Source organism: Gemmatimonadaceae bacterium (genome assembly GCA_035533015.1).
In the GTDB taxonomy this organism is placed as follows: domain Bacteria; phylum Gemmatimonadota; class Gemmatimonadetes; order Gemmatimonadales; family Gemmatimonadaceae; genus JAGWRI01.
On the sequence record DATLUQ010000015.1, the window covers coordinates 40,927 to 61,504 of the forward strand.

Annotated in this window: 23 protein-coding genes; all 23 read right to left on the reverse strand. The window is 68.7% G+C overall.

From position 1 onward, the window contains the following. Positions 1-67 precede the first annotated feature (67 nt). The 23 genes from VNF92_03530 to VNF92_03640 all read right to left on the reverse strand — a co-directional run bounded on the left by VNF92_03530 (position 68) and on the right by VNF92_03640 (position 20,578). Positions 68-913, reverse strand: coding sequence for a tetratricopeptide repeat protein (locus tag VNF92_03530; GenBank protein HVA56934.1), 846 nt, complete (start codon positions 911-913; stop codon positions 68-70). Continuing rightward, positions 906-1,388 carry a chemotaxis protein CheW gene (locus tag VNF92_03535; GenBank protein HVA56935.1) on the reverse strand — a complete coding sequence of 161 codons (483 nt, stop codon included), beginning with the start codon at positions 1,386-1,388 and terminating at the stop codon, positions 906-908. The genes VNF92_03530 and VNF92_03535 overlap by 8 nt, the downstream gene beginning before the upstream one ends. Beyond that, positions 1,385-2,032 (reverse strand): chemotaxis protein CheW, encoded by a 648-nt coding sequence (locus VNF92_03540; protein HVA56936.1) that lies wholly within the window; start codon positions 2,030-2,032, stop codon positions 1,385-1,387. The genes VNF92_03535 and VNF92_03540 overlap by 4 nt, the downstream gene beginning before the upstream one ends. Next, a complete protein-coding gene (locus VNF92_03545) occupies positions 2,029-2,826 on the reverse strand; it encodes an AAA family ATPase (GenBank protein HVA56937.1) in 798 nt (265 codons plus the stop codon). Before VNF92_03545 ends, VNF92_03540 begins: the two co-directional genes overlap by 4 nt. Further along, on the reverse strand, positions 2,823-3,887 hold the full coding sequence (locus VNF92_03550; GenBank protein HVA56938.1) for a chemotaxis response regulator protein-glutamate methylesterase: 1,065 nt from the start codon (positions 3,885-3,887) through the stop codon (positions 2,823-2,825). The genes VNF92_03545 and VNF92_03550 overlap by 4 nt, the downstream gene beginning before the upstream one ends. After that, positions 3,877-4,356 carry a hypothetical protein gene (locus VNF92_03555; GenBank protein ID HVA56939.1) on the reverse strand — a complete coding sequence of 160 codons (480 nt, stop codon included), beginning with the start codon at positions 4,354-4,356 and terminating at the stop codon, positions 3,877-3,879. Before VNF92_03555 ends, VNF92_03550 begins: the two co-directional genes overlap by 11 nt. Further along, positions 4,353-5,177, reverse strand: a complete 825-nt coding sequence (locus VNF92_03560) for a protein-glutamate O-methyltransferase CheR (protein ID HVA56940.1) — start codon at positions 5,175-5,177, stop codon at positions 4,353-4,355. The genes VNF92_03555 and VNF92_03560 overlap by 4 nt, the downstream gene beginning before the upstream one ends. Beyond that, positions 5,174-6,796, reverse strand: a complete 1,623-nt coding sequence (locus VNF92_03565; protein ID HVA56941.1) for a DUF4388 domain-containing protein — start codon at positions 6,794-6,796, stop codon at positions 5,174-5,176. Before VNF92_03565 ends, VNF92_03560 begins: the two co-directional genes overlap by 4 nt. Before the next feature lies 1 nt (position 6,797). Beyond that, positions 6,798-8,519 carry a DnaA/Hda family protein gene (locus tag VNF92_03570; protein HVA56942.1) on the reverse strand — a complete coding sequence of 574 codons (1,722 nt, stop codon included), beginning with the start codon at positions 8,517-8,519 and terminating at the stop codon, positions 6,798-6,800. A gap of 3 nt (positions 8,520-8,522) precedes the next feature. Further along, positions 8,523-9,128, reverse strand: coding sequence for a GTPase domain-containing protein (locus VNF92_03575; protein ID HVA56943.1), 606 nt, complete (start codon positions 9,126-9,128; stop codon positions 8,523-8,525). A 23-nt stretch (positions 9,129-9,151) separates the two neighbouring features. Beyond that, positions 9,152-9,625, reverse strand: coding sequence for a hypothetical protein (locus VNF92_03580; GenBank protein ID HVA56944.1), 474 nt, complete (start codon positions 9,623-9,625; stop codon positions 9,152-9,154). After that, on the reverse strand, positions 9,622-9,969 hold the full coding sequence (locus VNF92_03585; GenBank protein HVA56945.1) for a roadblock/LC7 domain-containing protein: 348 nt from the start codon (positions 9,967-9,969) through the stop codon (positions 9,622-9,624). Before VNF92_03585 ends, VNF92_03580 begins: the two co-directional genes overlap by 4 nt. Next, positions 9,966-10,823 (reverse strand): tetratricopeptide repeat protein, encoded by an 858-nt coding sequence (locus tag VNF92_03590; protein HVA56946.1) that lies wholly within the window; start codon positions 10,821-10,823, stop codon positions 9,966-9,968. Before VNF92_03590 ends, VNF92_03585 begins: the two co-directional genes overlap by 4 nt. Beyond that, on the reverse strand, positions 10,816-11,958 hold the full coding sequence (locus tag VNF92_03595; protein ID HVA56947.1) for a DUF4388 domain-containing protein: 1,143 nt from the start codon (positions 11,956-11,958) through the stop codon (positions 10,816-10,818). The genes VNF92_03590 and VNF92_03595 overlap by 8 nt, the downstream gene beginning before the upstream one ends. Positions 11,959-11,960: 2 nt before the next feature. Further along, on the reverse strand, positions 11,961-14,660 hold the full coding sequence (locus VNF92_03600; protein HVA56948.1) for a tetratricopeptide repeat protein: 2,700 nt from the start codon (positions 14,658-14,660) through the stop codon (positions 11,961-11,963). Position 14,661: 1 nt separating this feature from the next. Further along, entirely contained in the window at positions 14,662-15,282 is a 621-nt protein-coding gene (locus VNF92_03605; protein ID HVA56949.1) for a chemotaxis protein CheC, read from the reverse strand. 10 nt (positions 15,283-15,292) lie between these two features. Continuing rightward, positions 15,293-17,203 (reverse strand): chemotaxis protein CheA, encoded by a 1,911-nt coding sequence (locus VNF92_03610; protein ID HVA56950.1) that lies wholly within the window; start codon positions 17,201-17,203, stop codon positions 15,293-15,295. Positions 17,204-17,211: 8 nt separating this feature from the next. Continuing rightward, on the reverse strand, positions 17,212-17,574 hold the full coding sequence (locus VNF92_03615; protein HVA56951.1) for a response regulator: 363 nt from the start codon (positions 17,572-17,574) through the stop codon (positions 17,212-17,214). A 147-nt stretch (positions 17,575-17,721) separates the two neighbouring features. After that, the gene (locus tag VNF92_03620) at positions 17,722-18,141 is read right to left on the reverse strand and encodes a chemotaxis protein CheW (GenBank protein ID HVA56952.1); all 420 of its coding nucleotides are present in this window, start codon (positions 18,139-18,141) and stop codon (positions 17,722-17,724) included. After that, entirely contained in the window at positions 18,134-19,129 is a 996-nt protein-coding gene (locus VNF92_03625) for an RluA family pseudouridine synthase (protein HVA56953.1), read from the reverse strand. Before VNF92_03625 ends, VNF92_03620 begins: the two co-directional genes overlap by 8 nt. Beyond that, positions 19,122-19,622 (reverse strand): signal peptidase II, encoded by a 501-nt coding sequence (gene lspA, locus VNF92_03630; protein HVA56954.1) that lies wholly within the window; start codon positions 19,620-19,622, stop codon positions 19,122-19,124. Before lspA (VNF92_03630) ends, VNF92_03625 begins: the two co-directional genes overlap by 8 nt. A gap of 10 nt (positions 19,623-19,632) precedes the next feature. After that, entirely contained in the window at positions 19,633-20,178 is a 546-nt protein-coding gene (lspA, locus tag VNF92_03635) for a signal peptidase II (protein HVA56955.1), read from the reverse strand. Further along, a complete protein-coding gene (locus tag VNF92_03640; GenBank protein HVA56956.1) occupies positions 20,165-20,578 on the reverse strand; it encodes a TraR/DksA family transcriptional regulator in 414 nt (137 codons plus the stop codon). The genes lspA (VNF92_03635) and VNF92_03640 overlap by 14 nt, the downstream gene beginning before the upstream one ends.

The window sequence follows — 20,578 nt, forward strand, 5'->3', positions numbered from 1 at the left end:
GGCTCGGCGGCGCATCGGGACAACGCGGACCGGGCCCCGCGGGGAATCGGTGCCGCACCCGGTGCGGTTACGGCTCCCGTCCCTCCTCCACCTGCCGCAGGACTTCGGCGCACTTCTTTCCCCATGGATTGAACTTGTTCTGGGCGAATCCTTCGCGCCATGCCTGCAGGGCCTCGTCACGCCGGCCGTTGAACCAGTACGCGCGCCCCAATTCGTAATATGCCTCGATGAGGTTGGGGCCCAGCGCAATCGCCTTCTGGAAGAAGGTCTGCGCATCCTCGAACATGTCCCGTTCGAGATACACGAGTCCGAGGTAAAAGTGCGCGTAGAGCGTCGCCTTCTTGTCGTTGTCCAGACGAATGGCCTTCGACAGGTGCTCTATGGCCTCCCCGAAGATCCCCTTCTTGAGGCAGATGTAGCCGACGTTGATGCGGGCCAGGGCATTCACCGGCTCGCGGATGAGCACCTTCTGGAACATCAGCAGCGCGTCGTCGTATTTCTCCTGCAGCATCTGCGCCCAGCCGAGCAACCCCTCGGACTGGGGATCGTTGGGCGACAGCGCGATCGCCCTGTGCAACGCGACCTCGGCGCCCTCATAATCGCCCAGCGATAGCCGGCTCCACCCCTTCTCGATGAACGTCGACGCGCCGAGATGGTCGGCGTGCACCGCCGGCCGCGCTGCGTCGAACTCGGGAGCCAGCGACTGGACGCCGAGCGATTTCCACTTGTCGACCAGTCTCTTGACGTTGTCCTTGAGTTGGGTGAGATCGGCCACCTCCTGCTCCAGCTGCCTGAACAACGCCACGATCTCGGCTTTCAACGCCTCGCGTTCGTGGTTCGCGTTCGGCGCGTCGAGCCGCGTCTCCAGCGCGGCGTACTGCGCGCGGCGCACGATGACCGGCGAATCAGGCATGCCGGAGTGCCTCTTCGGTCACACGCTCCAGCGTCAGCCGCTCGTCTGAGGAGAGGAGCCGCTCCACGTCGAGGAATATCAGCAGGTGGTCGCGCAGCCGCACGATACCGCGCAGATACTCCCCGGCCAGCCCGCGAAAGAGGGCGGGCGGTGGCGACAGCTGCGCCTCATCGAAACTCGCCACTTCGAGCACGGCATCGACCACCACGCCCACCCACTCGCCGCCGGACTTGAGCACCAGGATGCGCGTCTCCGGCGTTGCCGCGACCGCCGGGAGTTGGAACCGTCGCCGCAGACTCACCACCGGCAGCACGCGGCCCTGATACTCCACCACGCCGTCGATCCATTCGGGTACGTTGGGCACCGCGGTGGGTGCCTGGAAGCGCAGCACGCGCTCCACTGAAAAGATATCGGCGGCGAAGTAGTCGGTGCCCAGACGGAACGAGACGAGCTTGGCGGTGCGGGGCTTGGTCATGCGGTCTCCAGGGCGGGATCGGTGCGGCAGGCTGCCACGAGGGCCTCGGGGTCGAGCACGCCGATCAGATCGGCGTCGCGACGTGCCACCCCGACCAGCACGCCGTCGCCGAAGTCCATGGGCGCGCGGAGCAACTCCGCCGGCGAAATGGTCATGACGTCGTCAACATCGTCCACGGCCAGCGCCACACGGCCTCGCGCCGTGACGAAGATGAGCGCAGCCGCCTGGGAGTCGGCGGTCACCCCGAGCAGCGCCGAGGGCGCGTACAGCGGCACCAGCTCCCCGCGCAGCGAGACGACGCCAAGCATCGTGGCGCTCATCTCCGGAATGGGTTGCACCTGGTCGAGGTCGATCGCCTCTTCCACCGCATCCAGGGGAAGCGCGAACAGCTCGTGTCCCACTCGAAACACCAGATATCCCTCGTCGGCCGCCTCGACGACGGTCTCGACCACCGCTCGCGCCGGGGCCGCCAGATCGGTGTCGGGGATCGCCGGTTCGGCGTCGGGGATCGCCGGTTCGACCGGCAACTCGGGGAGTGGGGCGCCGGCCGCCCACTCGACCACCGGTGCGGAGGCGGGGGTGGGGGAGGCTGCCGGAGTCCGGTTCAGCAGGTCGCGATAGGCGATCTTGAGTGGCTTCTTCATTCGCGGTCGTCTGCCACGTCGTGTACCAGCGCCCCGTCCACGCGCGCCAGTCCCCGCATCGCGCCCACAAACAGCGCCTGCACGGCCAGGTTATTCACCAGGCGCGGCACGCCGCCGCTACGCACGGCGAGCGCGGTCATGGCCTGCTCCGTGAAGATTTCATGGGTCGCTCCCGCGACGCGCAAACGATGGAGCACATACTCCCTCACGTCGCCGGCATCGAGCGGATCGAGATGGAAGCGCAGGCTCACGCGCTGGTCTATCTGCGGACGCTTCACGATGCGGTCGCGCAACTCGGGTTGGCCGAGCAACACGACGTGCAGGTGCTTGTCGGTGCGGTCCTCGAAGTTGGTGAGCAGTCGCAGTTCCTCGAGGAGGCTGGGGCTGGCGAGCTGTGCTTCGTCCACGATGATCACCGGCCGCCGCCCGGCGGCGTGCTGCTCCGCCAGCCGCCGCCGCAGCAGGTCGACGAGCGCCGGTTTGCTCCGCCTCGCCTGCGGCAGTTCCGCCGCGGCCGCGACGAACTGCAGCAACTGCGCGCCGGTGAGCCGCGGATAGGGGATGATCCAGGGTTCGAACGGGGTGCCGGCCAGCCGCTGGCGCAGCGCCTCGACGAGCATCGTCTTCCCGCAGCCGATCTCGCCGGTGACCAGTGAGAGGCCCCCGCGCAGATCGGTGACATCGTAGAGGAGCCGGGCGAATCCCTCGTCGAACACGGGCGAGTGGTACACGAACTCCGGGTCGGGGGTGTTCGCGAACGGCTTGGCCCGCAGCCCCCAGTGTTCGTCGATCATACTACTGTACTCATGGTCGCCAGACACTCCACGATCGCCGATGCCACGCCGGCCAGCGGCGTGACCCGGTCGGCGCCGGCCAACTGCAGCGCCGCCTGCGGCATGCCGTAGATGGTCGACGTCTCGCGGTCCTGCACCACGCCCCGTCCACCGGCTTCGCGAATAGCCCGCAACCCGTTGGCCCCGTCGCGCCCCATACCGGTGAGCACCACGCCCACGGCCTGCGCGCCGAACACGCGGGCCACAGAGATGAACAGCGGATCGGCCGACGGCCGCACGCCCCACAGCGGCGGCGCGTCGTCGAGCACGATCGTCGGCTCGGGGCCGTCGGTCACACGCATGTGGACGCCGCCCGGCGCGACGTACACGTGCCCCCCCTGCACGACCTGTCCCCGCTCCGCCTCGTGCACCGGCAGCGGCCCCATCGCGTCCAGGCGCTGGGCCAGGCTCTTCGTGAACCCCGCCGGCATGTGCTGCACCACGAACACCGCCGCATCGAGCGTGCGCGGAAGCGCGGGAAGGACTTCGGTGAGGGCCCGCGGTCCGCCGGTGGACGCGGCGATCGCGACGGCGCGCGCGGGGGCATGCGGCCTTCGCGGGGCTGCGCGGTGTGCGGGCTCCCGAGGCACGACCGCCGCCTGGAGCGCGCGCACGTTGGCTTGGCGAGCGGCCTGGAGCGCGGCGGTCAGACGCTCGCCGATCACCGGCAGGTCAATGCTGATCGCCCCCGACGGCTTGCGCACGAAGTCCACGGCGCCGAGTTCGAGCGCACGCAACGTGGCATCGCGCCCGTCCACCGTGTCGGCCGCGCTGAGCATCACGACTGGACGTGGCGCCTCGCGCATGATGACGCCCAATGCCTGCAACCCGTCCAGCTCCGGCATCTCGATATCGAGCGTCACGATATCGGGGTCCAGCGCGTGCACGCGGGCGATCGCTTCCGTGCCGTTGCGCGCGGTGCCGATTACGGTGAATTCCCCCGACCCGGTGATCAGGTCGGAGATCACGCGCCGCATCAACGCGCTGTCGTCCACGACGAGCACGGTAGGCCTAGAGGACACGGGTGCCCCGCACCAGCGATCGGACCTCCATGCGGCCGTCGGCGAGCGAGAGATAAACGCTGCGCCCGTGGTCGGCCCCCACATCCTCGCCTACCAGCGGGATGCCCGCGATGGCCAGTGTCTCACGGGCCGCCTCGACGTTGCGCGCCCCGATCGTGACCGTGCCCTTGGGGAGCAGCGACGCGAACATGCTGGCGCCGCCGGCGATCCGCGCCTTGAGCCGGCCGCGCTCGGCGCCCAGCGCCGCCATCTGCCCCAACAGCACGGGGAGCGCAGTGCCGGGATACCGCGCCGGATTATCGTTCGCGCGCCGCGCGTCCGGATCGGGCAGCAACACGTGCGCAAGGCCGCCCACCTTGGACTCGGCGTCATATAGCACGATCGCGACGCACGATCCGAGCCCCATCGTGGATAGCGTGCCTTCGGCGGCCGCTGCGAGCTCGGCGATGCCGACGCGGCGGTCGGTCACGCCGGGCGCCGGAAGATGCGCTCGCGTGCGTTGACCGGCTGGAAGAGGTGCCGGGCGTCGCCGAACAGGGTTTCGACCTTGCCGAGTATGAGGAACCCTCCGGGACTGAGCGCCGCGTAGAAGGCCTCGAACAGGCGTTCCTGCGACGCCCGGTCAAAGTAGATGATCGCATTGCGGCAGACGATCAAGTCGTTGACCGGCCGCACGGCTGGTTCGCGCAGCATGTCGTGCTCGCGGAAACGCACGAGGCCGCGGATTTCCGGCCGCACGGCAAACGGCGGCGCAGCCGAAAAATATCGCGCCCGCCACTCCGGCGGGGTCTCGCTGAAATCTGTCTCGTCGAACACGCCGCGCTCGGCGTCGGCCAGACTGCGGCGGTCGATGTCGGTGCCCAGGACGTCGACGCGTCCCACGTCGTCGAGCGCTTGCTGCTCCTCCGCGTACATGTAGAACAGCGTGGCCAGCGAGTACGGCTCCTCGCCCGACGCGCAGCCTGCGCTCCACACGCGCAGGCGCGGCCGGGACGATTCCCAGAGCGCCGGCACCACCTCGCGCGCGATCGCCTCATACGCCTCCGGATTCCGGAACAGCTTGGTGACGTTGATCGTGAGCGCGTCGAGCAGCAGATCGTACTCGGCCGTGTCGTGATCGAGCAGTCCCGCGTAATCGGCGTAGCGGTGCACGCCGCGGGCCCGCATGCGCACGCCGACTCGGCGGCGGAGGCAGGTGGGTTTGTAGCTCGCGCAGCGGAAGCCTCGATCGCGCGAGATCTTGTCGAGGAGCGCCTGGAACCCGTCGTCCACGGGCTCGACGTCGTTCATCCCGGACTCTGCCGCACGGCTTCGAGGTTCGTGCGGACGATCGCGTTGGTCGGATCGAGGGCCAAGGCGCGCTCCCAGAGTTTGACCGCCTCGTCCTTGCGGTGTTGGCGGAAGTGGATGTTCCCGAGCTTGAGGTAGACGTCGTCGCCCAACTCGGGATCGACTTTGACCGCGCGCTGGTAGGCGGCGAGAGCATCGTCGAACCGGCTGGCACGGTAGGCAACGTCACCCAGGTTCTTGTGGATCTGGGGGACCGACGGATCTTCGGCCAGCGCGCGGTCGAGCGCCGCGGCGGCAGCCTCGGCATTGTTCCGGCGCTCCAGCACCACCGCGAGGTTGTTGTGGAGGATGGCGCTGTGGGAATGCGCCCCCACCGCCTCGTCGAGAATCGATTGGGCGCGCGCGAGGTCGCCGAGCAGCGCCGCCGCGAGCGCCGCGTGGTGATACCAGGCCGACGTGGGCGATCGCGCAGCCCAGAGGGGACGCGCGGCCCGCAGCGCCACGTCCGCCCCCGGCACGTCGCCCATCTGCAGCGTGACGATGCCGATCGACGTCTGGATCACCGGATTGATGCCGCCGCTGCGCTTGCTCGCTTCGTGCAGCGCGCGCTGCGCTTCGGCAAAGCGGCCCAGCCGCTCCAGGGCGTACCCCATGTTGTGGAACACGGCTGCCGCGGCGCCGGGACGTGCTGCGGCTTCCTCATAGACCGCCAGTGCGTCGGCCCACCGCTCCTGGCGCAGCGCCACGAGGCCGAGGAAGAACCGGGCCGCCAGATCGTCGACACGCAGGTCGAGGACGCGGCGGAATTCGCGGATCGCCTCGTCGAGCATGCCGGTCTTGTAGAAGGCGACCCCGAGGTTGTAGTGCTCCTGCACGCGCGCTTCGGACACCGCCGGGTCCGTCGTCTTGGAGGTGCCGATGCGGTGGAGGAACCCCGCGATGGCGAGCCCGTACAGGAGCTTGCCAACGTCGAACTCGCCCATCCCCGACGCATCGATGATCTGCTGTACGTCCCGCCGGCCGTCCACCAACTCGACTAGGCCCCGCTGCTCCATGGTCAACTCGAGGTCGCTTTTGGCCAAGCGGACGCGGTCGATCTCGAACACGATGTCGAACGTCGGGATCTTCTTCTCGACGAGGGTCCATTCGTCCACGCGCCGAGCACCCTCGAGCAGCAGCGATTCGGGATTGATCGAGACGAGGAATTCCTGGCCCTCTGGCTGGACGTCGGCCTCGAAGTTGAACGAGCCTTGGTTCCACGTGAACAGGAAGTAGACCGCCTCCTCGATCTGCTCGCGGATATGCTGGCGGAGGGCGTCGCGCGACAGGAAGCCCATATCCATGAGCAACTCGCCGATGCGGCGGTCGCGCTGCCGCTCCTGGGCATCGATCGCCGACCGCAACTGGTCGCCGGTAATCACGCCGTTCTTCACGAGCATGTCGCCCAGGCGGTCGCGGCGGTTGACGATCGAGGCGTACGAGATGCGACCCTTGTCGAAGTAGATGTAACCGAAGTTCGTGCGGTAGTTGACGCTCAGGCAGCCGGTCTTCCTGCCCATCGCCAGGAGCTGGAGCACGTCGGGGAGGCTGGCCTCCTTCAAGCTGCCTTTGATGGCCATGTCAGCGCAGCTCCTCGATGGCCCGCGACGGCACATCGCGCCATTCCCAGACGACCTTCTCGTGGTCCAGGAAGAACACATCGGCGATGCCACTCACGGCGGGCATCGCACGGACCGGCGTGGGCATGATCAACGGACCGGGTTCCGGACCGTCGAACTCGCGCCGCGCCATCTCCACGGTGACGGCCGTGCTCACCGCGTCGGCGGCTGCCGTCAACCGCTGCACGGTCTCGATAATGTCGGACACGCTGCCCACCGGGCGTGAGGCGAGATAGCGCGCCAGCGGGTCGAGCCGACCGGCCGGCACGCCGTCCAGAAAGCGGCGGTACAGTTGCTCCGTGAGGGCCGCGTCCGGCGGCGCCAACTCCACCACGAGCCCGGTCTCGAACGCCGAGCGGATCCGGTCGTCGAAGCCCTGCAGGTCCCTGGGTGCGCGCTCGCTGGTCATCACCACCTGCTTCCCCGCATTGAGCAGATCGTTGATCAGGTGGAAGAGTTCGTCCTGCGTACGCTCCTTGCCGGCTACGGCGTGCAAGTCATCCACGAGCAGTGCGTCGATACGACGGTAGCGCTGCCGCCAGACGTCGGCCGTACCATCGCGCAGCGCGCCCAGGAACTCGTCGGCCCAGGCTTGCGCCCCCACGCACGCGACCGTCGCGGTCCGTCCGCTCGCTTTGGCCAGCTCGTTGCCGAGCGCGTTGAGCAGATGCGTCTTGCCCGTGCCCGGCGGCCCGATGAGTAGCAGCGGGTTGTATCGGCGCCCAGGCTCGGCGGCCACGGCGTCGGCCGCGTGCACGGCCCGCTGGTTGGACGCGCCCACGGCGAATCCATTGCGCGAGAACTCCACCGATGGACCGGGCAGCTCTGCCGCCCCGCTCTGCGCGTGCTTGGCCAAGGCCTCGGCCTCGCGCAGCCGCTCGGGATCGCGGAACGGATCGTGGCCGGCCAGCGCCGGGTCGGCCGTCACCGCTTCGGCCTCGAGCTCCTTGAGCCGGCGCACCGTGGCGCCGAACCCGCGTAGCACCGCCTCATAATTGGCCGGCGGCTCGGCCTGGTCCATGAGACGCTCGAGCGCCGTCGTGCGGTACCCTGCGGCATTCCAGCTCGACACCGCCTCGGCGACGCGCACCTTCCACGATTCCACGTGGTCGGCCACGGCGCTCGCGATGTCGCTCACAAAACTCTGGAAGTCGAGCGACACGGCGGATGACGACGTCGGACCACCCGGCGGACTGATTTCCACGCTGACGCCGTGCATCAGTTGTTTCGCCAAGGCACTGTCCATCCCCTCCAGGCGGTCGAGCGGCCCGTTGCTCGTCACCACGACCTGCCGGTCCGTCTGTTCGCGTACCGCGATCAGATGCGCCAGGGCGCGCTCTGCGTCAACGCGGCCCGCCAACCGGTGGACGTCATCGATCAGGAGCACGTCGGCACGCACCAGCCGACGCTCGAGGGCCTCCGTGGCACCGACATCGGACGCGATCTTCCACTGCGTGGCGAACTCGTCGGCCGTCAGGTACTCCACCACGGCGGCAGGGTCCGCCACCCCGTTCCCGATGGCCAGCAGCAGGTGGGACTTGCCGACCCCGGGGCCGCCGTGGATGAGGAGCGGATTGTGAGTGACGCCGGGGGCGCCGGCCACGGCGCGCGCCGCGGCGACCGCCCCGTCATTGGCCGGCCCCACCACGTAGTTCTCGAACCGCATCCGCGCATCTACCGCCACACGCTACCTCGCGTTGCCCGACGACGCACTCAGCCGTTTGAGTACGATCTCGGAAATGCCCCGGAGCGTCTCGAACACTCCGAGTCCGTGGAGCGCGTCGGCCGGGAAATCCGGCACCCCGCGAAAGTTGATCGCTTCGGAGAGTTCATCCGGCGCGACGATCAGGTCGCGCGGCAAGTCCTGCTTGTTGTACTGGATGACGAGCGGAACGCCCCGGGCGTCCACTCCCTGTTCGGCAAGGTTGGCGTGCAGGTCCTGGAAGCTCTCGATGTCCTCGTCCAGTTGGCGCCGCTGGCTGTCGGCCACGAATACCACGCCGTCCGCCCCCTGCAGTACGAGCTTGCGGGTGGACTGATAGTAGACCTGGCCCGGCACGGTGTAGAGTTGGAACTTGGTCCGGAAGCCGGAGATCGTCCCGAGGTCCAACGGCAGGAAATCAAAGAAGAGCGTACGGTCGGTCTGGGTGGCCAGCGACACCATCGCCCCCTTTCGATCGTCGGGAACCTGTCCGTAGATGTAGTGCAAGTTGGTCGTCTTTCCGGACCGGCCCGGTCCGTAGTAGACGATTTTGCAGGTGATCTCGCGGGTGGCGTAGTTGACGAGGGACACGGAAGGATAGGGGTGGTGAGGAATCAGGCCCGGCCGAACAACGCTGCCAGATTGCGGTTCAGGTCTCGCTCGAAATTCTCGGCCAATACTGGGGTGGATTCGGGCTCGCTTCGGGGCTCGGCGGCCGCCAGGCGGGCCGCGAACTCGTCAAAATACAGCCTGACGAGCCCGATCGAACTTTCCCTGTCGAACGCGCTCAAGAAAATGTACGTACCGCGGGGCGTCCTCGCTTCGGCCAGGAAGATCTGCCGGTCCTGGCCGGCGTGGTGCAGTCCGCTGAACGGACGTCCACCGAGCATTCGTCCCAGTTCGGCCCCGGAGGCGTGGATGGCTGCCGCCAGGGCGCATGCCGACGCGACGTCCAGCGACCGGGTGAATCCGTGCTCCGCGAGGACCTGGCCGCTGGGCAGCAGGAGCAGGGCGATCGTCACGCGAGCGTCCTCCACGAATTGCTGCAGTGGAGCCTGGAGCCACGATTCGACCGAGCGCGTGATCATGCCAGCGCCCGGACAGCTTTGAGCATCTCGACCCGCACGAGCCCCACATTCGCGGCCGGCGCGGCGACCACGACCAACACCATATCCTCGCGCCCCGCGGCGCAGACGCGCCCCGATTCGGCTTCCAGTTCCATGAAGGTCACGCCGCCCATCCCCGCCGCGCCCGCCGACAGGCGTGCCTTGCGATGGAGCGACGCCGAGAGCGCCGCCACGCGGTCGCCGTCCTGGCCGAATTGCAGCACCGAGTCGATGATCGTGCCGTCGTGCTCGTCCACGAGCATGGTGGCCGACACGCCGCGCAGCCGCATGAGCGACTGCAGCATCGTGGTAAACGGGGAGTTCATGCCGGATCCTCCGCCGCGTCGGAGGCACCGGGCGCCCATCCACTGCGCGCGAGCCACTCGCGTGCGCGCCACGCGCACCGGTCGAGCAGACGCCGCACGAGCCCGAGCGGCGTGGCCCGCGAGACGGCGAGCACCAGCAGCCCGTCGCCTGCCGCCGGGGTCATCGCCACCACCGCGATCTCGGTTTCGAACACGATCGATTTCCATTCGCCGAGACCGAGATGGCGCGTAGCGCGATCGGCCTCGTCGGACACGCCGCTCAGCTGCGCGCCGACCTCGGCCGCCACGTCGCGCCCCTCGGCCGTGGGGTAGGCGCCGGCCAGCACGAACCCCGATGCATCGAGCAGCAGCGCCGTCTGCTCGCCGCCCTCGAGCACCGAGGCGAACACGAACAGCGGATCGTCGGGATCGTACCACGCGGCAGCGGACTCCACGCCGGCCGCGCCCGGAGTGGCCGAATTGCGCCGCACGGTGTCGAGGGCGGCGCTGATGCCGGCGTCGGGAGCGTCGCCCAGCGCGGCGCGGCGCAGGTAGTCCTCGGCCTCCTCGAAGCGCCCCTGCTGGAAGCACACGAACGCCATTCCCTTTAACGAACCAGTATGGTCGGGGGACAGGCGCAGGGCCATGTCCCACTCGTCGAACGCGCGCTCGAATTCACCGGCATCCACGTACACCCGGGCCAGCAGATCGTGGGCATCGGGGTGGTGCGGATGCCGCTGCAGCCCGAGCACGGCCACGCGCCGCGCCGCGTCGAGGTGCCCCTGTCGCCGCAAGGCCTCGGCCAACGGGAGAAACGCCAGGCTGGCCGGGTCCCGGGCCAGTTCATCGCTCCAGCGGCGGATCGCATCAGGCATCGGCATCGGCTTCCAGCAGGTTGGTGAGTCGGATGAGCGAGTCGAGCGACGCCTGGACGCGCGCCGCGTCGAGCCCAGCCGGCGACAGGCGCAGGAAATGCTCCCAGCTTGCCCGCGCCGTGGCGAACTCCCCCACCCGCGCCGCCGCGAACCCCAACTCGAGGTGTACGCGCGGGGTGAGCGGGTCGGCGTGCACGGCGCGTCGCAGCTCCTCCAGCGCCTCGGGATACCGGCGCAGCTTCACGAGGGCGCGGGCGACGAGCAGCCGGGCTTCCGTGCCGAACGCGTCAACGGCGCCCCGCGCCGATTCCAGCGCCGCGGCGAAGTCCCCGTACGCCATCGCGCCCCGCGCCCGCTCGAGCAGCGCCTCGTCTCCCACCACCGCGGGGCGCGGCTCCCGACCACGGCGCGTGGCCGCCTTGAGGTCCACGACCCCCGTGGTGACGAGCCCGTAGGCCACCTTGGCCACCTCGAATTCGCTGCGGCCCAGCGATCCGGCGATCTCGCGCAGGTCGCGCGTGCCGTCGATCATCGTGAGCACTTCCCACTCGTGCGGCAGGAGGTCGAGCTGCGTCTCGTGATCGCCAGTCACCGCGGCGAGTTGGGGCACCACGGCCAGATTCGGCACCTTGTCGACGATACGCGACCACTCGTCGATGCGGCGCGCGCCCTCCATGAGCAGCGACTCGGTGGACACGCTGACCCGGATACTGGAGGGGAGCGCATCGGCGGAGAGTTCCTCGAACGAGAAGAACCCCTCGCGCCACGACATCAGTTCGAATACGACCGTTTCCACCTGGAGGCGCACCTGGCGTTCCAACTCGCGCTGCGACACGGCGCCGCCAGCCACCAGTGCACTGGCCAGCGCGCTGGGCGCGGCGTTGGCCCCCGCCCGGCTACGGGCTTCAACCAGATCCGACTCGGTGATCTTGTCCGACGCCAGCAGCAACTGCGCCAGCGATAGCGGTCTGCTGCGGATGCTCGCTTGAATGATGCGACCGTTCACGAAATGCACCACGCCCTCGTCGTCTCGCAACTCGGAGGTCACGCGCAGCATCCCCGTCTTGCGGCTCAGATCGAGCAGCTGGAAGACATCGTGGATGCCGAGTTCGCGGAGAGGACCTTCGATCGTCATGGTCAGGCGGTCTTGCGGGTGGCGAAGATTCGTTGGAGGTCGGTGGCCGAGCGGATTTCGCGCCGCGCCCGTCGCGCATACGCGCCGGACGGTGCCAGCGTCAGGACCCGTGTCCATCGCTCGATCGCCTCCCGGAAGCAACGCCGCTCGGCGAGCAGCGCGCCCTGATGAAACAGCGCGCCGACGTGATCCGGATCGAAGCGAAGGACGCGCGTGAACGCCTTGACCGCGTCGTCCTTGCGATTGAGCACGAGCAGGGTCTCGCCCAGGGAGATCAGGGCATCGAAGTGGTACGGATCGCGCTCGAGCAGGTCGATGAGCAGGGGCATCGCCTCGTCGGCCCGTCCCGCCATGCGGCGCAGGGTGGCCAGTTCGAGCGACGCCTCGGCGTACGTGGGCACGGCGTCGAGCGCCGCGAGGAGTTCGGCTTCGGCCTCGCGCAGTTGCCGCTTCTCGATGAACAACCTGGCCAGTTCGTAGCGCACGCCTGCGAACTCGGGATCGAGCTCCAGTGCGTGGCGGTAGGCCATGACGGCCCCCTCGCGGTCGCCCAGCCGGCGGGCGATGTCGCCCATCTGTTGGTGGACGTCGGCGCGCATGGGCGCGACGCGGCGCGCGGTATCGAGCGTGGCCAGCGCCGCCGCCGGGTCGCCCGATGCTGCCCGCACCGCCGCCGCCAGCATGAGCACGTCGATGTCCTCGGAAGCGCGGAGCACGAGGGTTTCGACGATCGGCCGCGCCTCGGCCGGCTGGCCCAGCTTGAGCAGCGCCTGCGCCTCCCCCCGCATCGCCCCCAGGTCGTCGGGGACCTGGCGGCGGGCCTCGCGGTAACGTTCGAGCGCCTCACCATACAGCCCTTGGCGCGCGAACGTCTCGCCCAGCAGCACGTTGCCGACGGTGCGGTCGGCGCCGTGCGCGAGGGCGCGCCGCGCTTCCATCTGCGCCCGGTCGAAGAACCCCTTCGTGAGGTAGTCCGCCGCCATCCCGTACGGGTCCGTGTCGACGCGCGCCGACGGGGCGGGCGTCGGCGCGAGTTGCGTGAACACGCCGTCGAGCAGGCCGGGATCGAAGTCGAACTCCTCGATCGCCGCATCGATCCGCTGCTCGCCTCCCAGGTCGGGCTGGATCGAGAGATCCGGGTCCTCGTACTGGAGGTCGATCGCCAGATCGAACTTCTGTGCCACGTAGTAGGGCTCGATCTCCAACGCCAGCTTGGTCTCGCGCAGGGCCCCTTCGAAATCGCCGAGATTCGAGAGGGTGAAGCTCAGGTTGTAGTGCGCTTCGGCGTATTCGGGCCGCGCCTGCACGGCACGCGCGAAAGCGTTGCGCGCATCCTCGAATCGCTGCAGGTCGGTGAGCACGAGCCCCACGCCGTTCCAGGCCACGGGGTGTTCGGGTTCGGCCGACAGAACCTGCCGATAGGCTTCCAGGGCCTGCTGCAGGCGGCGGGCACGGTAGAGGAGCAACGCCAGGTTGAGGCGCGCCTTGGCCAGTCCGCCCTGCGCGTCGAGGGCGGCACGGAACTGGGCCACCGCGTCGTCGCCGTCGCCGGCGTGGTAGAGCGCCACACCGAGGTTGTTGTGCGCCAGCGCGTATCCCTCGTCCAGGTCGATGGCACGCCGGTAGCTCCGTTCGGCGTCGGCCACCCGCCCCGCCTGGTGCAGGGCCACCCCCCGTTCGTTCCACAGCTTGGGGCTCTCGGGATTGCGGGCGATGAGTTGGTCGTACAGGGCGAGGGCGGTGGCCGCTTCGCGCGTCACCAGGTGCACTTCGGCCATCGCCTGGCACACGAGGTCCTCATCCTCGCCGCGGTCGAGCGCCAGTTGGTACTCGCGCAGCGCCTCGGCGTAATATCCCTTCTGGCGGAAGGCGAGCCCGAGATTGTAGTGCGCGAGCTGACCTTCGCGCGCCACCTCCATGCGGTGCGCCCGGCGCGCGCCGCGCGCCTCCGTCATCTGCTCGTAGCGGAGCGCCTTGTTCTCGTCGATGGACAGGTTGGCCTGGGCGCGCGACAGCGTCGGGTTGAGCTTGATGGCGCGCTTGGTGATGGCGCGCGCCTCGTCCTGCCGCCCCATGTCGCCGAGCACGAACCCCATGAGGTACAGGGCGTCGTGGTTCTCGGGATTCAGTTCGATGGCCCGGGTGAGCGACGCGAGGGCATCATCGTTGAGCCCGCGGTTGTAGGCGATCTCACCCAGGTAGAAATGGACGAGCGAACTGGAGGGATCGAGCGCACGCGCCTTCTCCAACCACCGCTGCGCCTCCTCCGGACGCTCCAGCGCCCGCTCCGAAAGCCCGAGTTGGAGGATCGCGCCGACGTCGTTCGGCGCGTAGCGGAGGAGCGCCGTGAACTCGTCCACCGCGTGCTGGTGTTCGCCGAGCAGGGCATACGTGCGCGCCAGCTCCCACCGCGCTTCGCCATCGGTCGGGTTCGCGCGCACCCGGTCCCGGAGTTCGGGCACGCGATCATCGTAGTAGCCGGTGTTGAAGTACGCGATCTCGAGGTTCCGCTGGGCCACCTGCATGCGCGGGTCGATCTCGAGGGCGCGCATGAACGCCTGGACCGCCTCGGCGTATAAGTTTTTGTTGAAGTACAACACCCCCAGGTTGTTGTGCGCGCCGGCGTCCGACGGGTCGATCCGCCGCGCAAACGACCTCAGAATCTCGTGGTCGCGCTCCGAACCCAGGCTCGTGGCCGCCATGTCATGTCACGCGAATGGCGCGGAGGATCACCTGCAGCGACGCCGGATCGGGCAGCAACAGGAAGAACCCCCGCAGTCGTTGGTCGACGTCCTTGAGCACGAAGTCGCTCTCCACGCAGAACACGTAGTCGTGGTCGGTGCCGAACTGCAGATACGCCGTCGTCAGCACCGCCGCCGACATGTCGATGGCCAATGCCGGCGGCGACGGTAGCAGCAACATGCCCATGAACTCGCTCAGCGCATTCATGTAGGCGCTGCTCAGGATGTTGCCCGCCTCCTTGATCGCTGACTGCTCCAGTTCGCCCAACTCCGCGGTCGATCCGGCGGGCCGCCGCAGCATCATCTCGGCCAGCTGCACGGCCGCCGACTTCGGGAACACGAGCAGCGTGCGCCCCGACAGATCCCCGAGGATGTGCAGCAGCACCGCCGCCACTGGCTCCTCCGGGTCGCCCACCAACGGCGCCACGTCCTCGAGCCGCTGGATGTTGATCCGCGGCACGCTGATCATGATCGTGCCGCCCACGATCTGTGATAGTGCGGTGGCGGCATGTCCGGCGCCGATGTTGGCCACCTCGCGCAGCGCGTCGAGCTGCAACGCCTTGAGGGACGAAAGATCTTCCATGACTGCTCCGTTAGGAGAGACTGCTCACATCGAGAATCAGCGCCGGGGCCCCGTCCCCGAGGATCGTCGCGCCGCTGAACGCCTGCATGTGCGACCGCACCGGATCGTATTGTTTCACGACGATCTCCTCCTGCCCCGCCAGCCCATCCACCACCAGCCCCGCCCGACGCTCGGCCAACTCGAGCACGATCACGTGCTCCCGCGTCTCCCCCGCGCGCCGCGGCAACCCCACGATGTCCCGTAGCCGCAGCAGCGGCAGCACCTCCTCGCGCAACGTCAGCACCTCCCGCCCGCGCAGCGTGCGCAGCCGGTCGGACTTCAGTTCCACCGTCTCGCACACGTGGGTCATCGGCACCGCGTACAACTCCGCGTCCACCCGCGTGAGCAGCGCCCGCAGGATGGCGAGCGTGAGCGGCAGCCGGAGCGTGACGGTCGTCCCGACGCCCGCCTGGGTCTTCACGTCCACCGACCCGCCGAGCGCCCGGACGCGGGACAGCACCGCGTCCAGCCCCACCCCGCGGCCCGAAAGATCGGTCACCCGCTCCGCCGTCGAGAAACCAGGACGCGATACCAGCCGCACCAACTCGTCATCGCTCAGGTCGGGCTTGGCCGCGTCCATCAGTCCCGCCGCCCTGGCCTTCTCGATCACGCGGACCCGATCGATCCCCCGCCCGTCGTCGGTCACCCTGATCACCACCGCGGAGCGGTCGCGCGCCGCCGACAGCACCAGCCGGCCCTCGCGCGCCTTGCCCGCCCGCTCGCGACCCTCGGGCCCCTCGATGCCGTGGTCCACCGCGTTGCGCAGCAGATGGACGATTGGATCGCCGATCTCCTCCAACATCGACCGGTCGAGCTCGATGTCCTTGCCCTCGATCGTGAAGTCGATCTGCTTGCCCAGTCCGCGCGCCGCGTCGCGTACCAATCGTGGAAACCGGTCGAACACCTGCCACACTGGCACCATGCGGCTGGTCACGATCTCGTCGCGCAGGTCGCCAATGAGGCGCGAAGCCTGGGCCAGCGTCTCGTCGAGTGACGGATCGCCCAGCTGGGCCCCGATCTGCTGTAGCCGCCCCCGCGTGATCACCAGCTCGCCGATCAGGTTCATCAGCGCATCCAGGCGCCGCAGGTCAATGCGCACGTGCCGCGCGGCGTGGGCCGGCGCCGAGGCCTCGGACGGAGGCTGACGAATCGCAGTCGCGGCCGGCGGCGTTCCCCGCACCCGTTCATCCACCTGCACCAACGCCACGTCCCCCGCGCTCCGCACCATTCCCGCGATCTCCGCCGGCAATGCATCCGTCCGGAGGCGCACTGCAAAATCGAGGTCGAACTCGTTGGCCTGGAGCGACGCGAGCACGGGCGATACCCCGGTCACCTCCCCCAACCGCCCGAGCGCCTGGACGATGAGAAAGGCCCGCACCCCCCGAAGGGGCGTGTCCTTGACCAGTCGCACGCGCACCACCCGCCCCGTCCCCTCGGGCGCCGGCGCCGTCCACAACTGCTCATCCATCGGCCCCGGCGCGATCGCCGCCTCGGCGCGCGGTGTCACACCCCCCATGGCCCGCAGCCGCTCGAGCACCGGGGCAGCGCTCACGTCATCGCCGTCGCCCGCTACAGCGGCCTCGACCGCCTGCTCCAGGACGTCCGCGGCGCGGAAGAGCACGTCCATCACCTCCGGCGTGATGACCATCGTCTTGCGACGTACCCGGTCCAGAAGACTCTCCATCTCGTGCGACAGCTCCGCCACGACGCCGTACCCCATGGTGGCGCTCATCCCCTTCACCGTGTGCACGGCGCGGAAGATGGCGGTCACCGGCTCGTCACCGCCGGCCCCGCGTTCCAACTGCAGCAGCCAATGGTTCACCGCCGAGACGTGCTCCCGGCTCTCGGTGAGGAAAAGCTCGGCGTAATCAGAAGTATCCAACGCGCCGATTATCCCAGCACGCGCTGGACAGCTTCGAGCACGCGGCTTGGCTGGAAGGGCTTCACGACAAAGTCCTTGGCCCCTGCCTGGATCGCTTCCACCACGAGGGCTTGCTGCCCCATGGCGCTGCACATGAGGATCTTCGCCTGCGGATCGAACTTGGCGATTTCCCGCACCGCGTCGATGCCCCCCATGTCCGGCATCACGATGTCCATCGTGACCAGATCCGGACGCAGCTGCTTGTACTTCTCCACGGCCTGAATGCCGGTCTCCGCCTCACCCACGATCTCGAATCCGGCCGACTGGAGGATGTCCCCTACCATCGTCCGCATGAAGATCGCGTCGTCACAAATCAACACCGTGTGGCTCATGTCGCTCCCGTTGTGGACTGACTGCCCGCGAGCGCCGCTGCGCTCGTTGGTCTGGCCGACGCCCTGGCGGTAGGAGGTTGGAAGGGAGCAGAGAGGAATCCGGCGAGCGAGGGTCTCGGTCTTGCCCTCCCACCCTACTACGGAAGTTTACAGCAGCACCTGACCTATGAGCGCCGCCACATCAAGTACAATGACGACTGTCCCGTCCAGATGTCCCAGCCCCCGCACCACCTCGTCGGCCCGTTCATCCGGCACCGGATCCACTTGCAGCGGGGTCACGTCCATCACGTCGCCCACCACCAGTCCCAGCCGCCGCCCGTTGATCTCGACGATGATCATCGACCCGTCCGCCGTCGCCGCGGCAGCGGCCGCCAGCCTCACCCCGAGATCCACCACCGTGATGATGGTTCCCCGCACGTTCACCAGGCCGTTGACGTACGGCTGGGCGCCCGGCAGTCGGGTGGCCGGCCGGAACGGGACGATCTCGCGCACCGCGGCGATATCACAGCCGTATACCGTCGATCCGACGCGAAAAAGCAGCGCCCGCAACTCCTGAGACTCAGCCATCGACCCGGTAGAAGCCAAAGTAATCCAAGGGATCGGCATCGCCGAACGCAACGTCTTCGCCGGCCACGGCGGCGAGCGCCGCGCGCAAGTCGGCGGGCAGCGCCGAATGGAGTTCGATCCGCTCCCCGGTGACCGGGTGCCGGAAGACCAACCAGGCGGCATGCAGAAAATGTCGCTTCGGCGGGAGCGAGACCAGACGCCGGGCGCCGCCACCGCCGTAGGTGTCGTCGCCCACCACGGGGTGCCCGATCGACGCCAGGTGTACGCGAATCTGGTGGGTGCGGCCCGTGGACAGATGCGCTCGCAGCAGGTCGACGGCGCTGAATCGCGCCAGGCGGTGGAAGACCGTCTTGGCGGCGCGCCCCGTGGCAACGACCGCCATTCGTTTCCGGTCCCGCGGGTCGCGGCCCAGCGGACGGTCCACCGTCACTTCGTCGCCCGCCAGGTGCCCCCAGCAGAGCACGGCGTATCGACGCACGATCTCCCGGCGCGCCAGCGCGGCCCCCAGCATGCGGTGCGCCCGATCGGTCTTGGCCACGAGCAGCAGCCCCGAGGTCTCCTTGTCCAACCGGTGCACGATGCCCGCGCGGTCCTCGGTTTCGCCCCCGCCCTCGGTCAGTGCGCCGCCGCGTCCTTTGAGCGCGTTCACCAGCGTGCCGCTCCAGTTGCCGGGCGCGGGGTGCACGACCATGCCCGCCGGCTTGTCGATCACGAGCACGTCGTCGTCCTCGTACGCCACCGACAGCGGGATCGACTCGGCGATCACCTCACGGGCCGGCGGCGGCGGCACGCTCACTTCCACCATCATTCCCGGTCCGGCCCGGAAGCTGGCCTTCTCACGGGCGCCGTTCACCAGCACCCGCCCCTCGGCGATCAGCGTGGCCGCGTGGTTGCGCGAGAGGTCGAGGCGCGTCGCCACCAGCACGTCGAGCCGCGGTGCGTCATCCGGCGCCGCGAACCGCTCCAGGCGCGGCGCCCGCTCACTCACGCGAGTGCAGCCGCTGGCGCTCCTCCAGCCAGAGCGCCACGGCGAGGAGGCAGGCGCCGATCGTCACCCCGGAGTCCGCGACGTTGAACGTCCAGAATCGAATCGTCCCCACTCCCAGATCGATGAAGTCCACCACCCCTCGCCCTGATTGCAGACGGTCCAGCAGATTCCCCGCCGCGCCACCCCAGACCAGGCCCAGTCCCAGGGTCTTGAGCCGCTCCCCCGGCCGGCTCTCCCGTTGGATGAGCCAGATCCAGACGAGCGCGCCGGCCGCGAACCCTCCGAATACGAGCCGCGAATAGCGGCCGAGCGACATGCTGAACGCCGCTCCCCGGTTGAAGGCCAGGGTGAGGCGGCCGTACGATCCGAGCACGTCGTGCGGCACGAACGGCGTCAGGTATCGCACGGCGAGCAGCTTGGTGATCACGTCGAGCACGACGATACACCCGGCGGCGGTCCAGAACAGGCGGCCGTTGGACTGGGCGCGTGTCATCGAGGGCCGGTCAGGAGGGTTCGCCAGCGGGATGCTCGCCGATCGCCGGGGACGGGGACGGAGCCGCCGCCGCGGCCGCGCGACGGTCCTCGGCCCACAGGACGATGGCGAGTAGCACCGCGCCGACCGTGACCGCCATGTCGGCCACGTTGAACGTCGGCCAGCGGGCGTTGCGAAGTCCGACGTCGATGAAGTCCACGACGCCCATTCCCGAACGGAGGCGATCGACGAGATTGCCGACCGCGCCACCGCACACGAGGGCGAGCGCCAGGGTACGCGGCACGTTGCCCGGACGGGTGGTGGCGTACAGCCGGGACAGGATTGCCAGCGCGGCGACGATCAGCGCCATGAAGATCCAACGCGAGTAGGGCCCGAAGCTGATGCCGAACGCCGCCCCCGGATTGTACACCAGGGTGAGACGCACGGCATTGCCCAGCACCTCGTGCGGCAGCAGAGGCAACGGCAGGAAGCGCTGTGCCATCGCCTTGGTGACCGCGTCGGCCGCCGTCACCGCGACGAGCACCGGCCAGAACAACACGGCGTTATTTCTTGCCATCTTCCTCACGCTGTTTGCACTCGATGCAGTAACGCGCGTGCGGCAGCGCGTCCAGCCGATCGAATCCGATCAGGTTGCCGCACGATTGGCAGAGCCCGTAGGTCTCGGGCGCCCGGTACAGGCGGCGCAGCGCTTCGTCGATGTGCCAGAGGAACCGCCCCTCCTGGCTCGCGAACAGGAATGCCTTCTCGCGCTCCATGGCGTCTGTGCCCTGGTCGGCCATGTGGAACGAATAGCTGCTCAACCCGCCGTCGGCGGATTGTGGCGTGGCGCCAAAGGCTTCGTCGTACTGCCCGAGTTCCTTGAGCACGCGCCGGCGCTCGTCGAGCAGCCGCTTCTCGAAGTGCTGCTGCTGCTTCTTCGACAATCCCTTCACCTTGTTCACGCCTTTGATGGCCAT

Bases quoted from the DNA above. Each gene is read 5' to 3' on its own strand.
- VNF92_03560 (HVA56940.1), bottom strand. From the start codon at position 5,177: ATGAACGACGTCGAGCCCGTGGACGACGGGTTCCAGGCGCTCCTCGAC.
- VNF92_03605 (HVA56949.1), bottom strand. From the start codon at position 15,282: ATGGAAGATCTTTCGTCCCTCAAGGCGTTGCAGCTCGACGCGCTGCGC.
- VNF92_03615 (HVA56951.1), bottom strand. From the start codon at position 17,574: ATGAGCCACACGGTGTTGATTTGTGACGACGCGATCTTCATGCGGACG.
- lspA (HVA56954.1), bottom strand. From the start codon at position 19,622: ATGACACGCGCCCAGTCCAACGGCCGCCTGTTCTGGACCGCCGCCGGG.
- VNF92_03640 (HVA56956.1), bottom strand. From the start codon at position 20,578: ATGGCCATCAAAGGCGTGAACAAGGTGAAGGGATTGTCGAAGAAGCAG.
- VNF92_03580 (HVA56944.1), bottom strand. From the start codon at position 9,625: ATGATCACGCGCTCGGTCGAATCGTGGCTCCAGGCTCCACTGCAGCAA.
- VNF92_03545 (HVA56937.1), bottom strand. From the start codon at position 2,826: ATGATCGACGAACACTGGGGGCTGCGGGCCAAGCCGTTCGCGAACACC.
- lspA (HVA56955.1), bottom strand. From the start codon at position 20,178: ATGGCAAGAAATAACGCCGTGTTGTTCTGGCCGGTGCTCGTCGCGGTG.
- VNF92_03535 (HVA56935.1), bottom strand. From the start codon at position 1,388: ATGACCAAGCCCCGCACCGCCAAGCTCGTCTCGTTCCGTCTGGGCACC.
- VNF92_03600 (HVA56948.1), bottom strand. From the start codon at position 14,660: ATGGCGGCCACGAGCCTGGGTTCGGAGCGCGACCACGAGATTCTGAGG.
- VNF92_03620 (HVA56952.1), bottom strand. From the start codon at position 18,141: ATGGCTGAGTCTCAGGAGTTGCGGGCGCTGCTTTTTCGCGTCGGATCG.
- VNF92_03595 (HVA56947.1), bottom strand. From the start codon at position 11,958: ATGACGATCGAAGGTCCTCTCCGCGAACTCGGCATCCACGATGTCTTC.
- VNF92_03590 (HVA56946.1), bottom strand. From the start codon at position 10,823: ATGCCTGATGCGATCCGCCGCTGGAGCGATGAACTGGCCCGGGACCCG.
- VNF92_03585 (HVA56945.1), bottom strand. From the start codon at position 9,969: ATGAACTCCCCGTTTACCACGATGCTGCAGTCGCTCATGCGGCTGCGC.
- VNF92_03540 (HVA56936.1), bottom strand. From the start codon at position 2,032: ATGAAGAAGCCACTCAAGATCGCCTATCGCGACCTGCTGAACCGGACT.
- VNF92_03565 (HVA56941.1), bottom strand. From the start codon at position 6,796: ATGGCCATCAAAGGCAGCTTGAAGGAGGCCAGCCTCCCCGACGTGCTC.
- VNF92_03530 (HVA56934.1), bottom strand. From the start codon at position 913: ATGCCTGATTCGCCGGTCATCGTGCGCCGCGCGCAGTACGCCGCGCTG.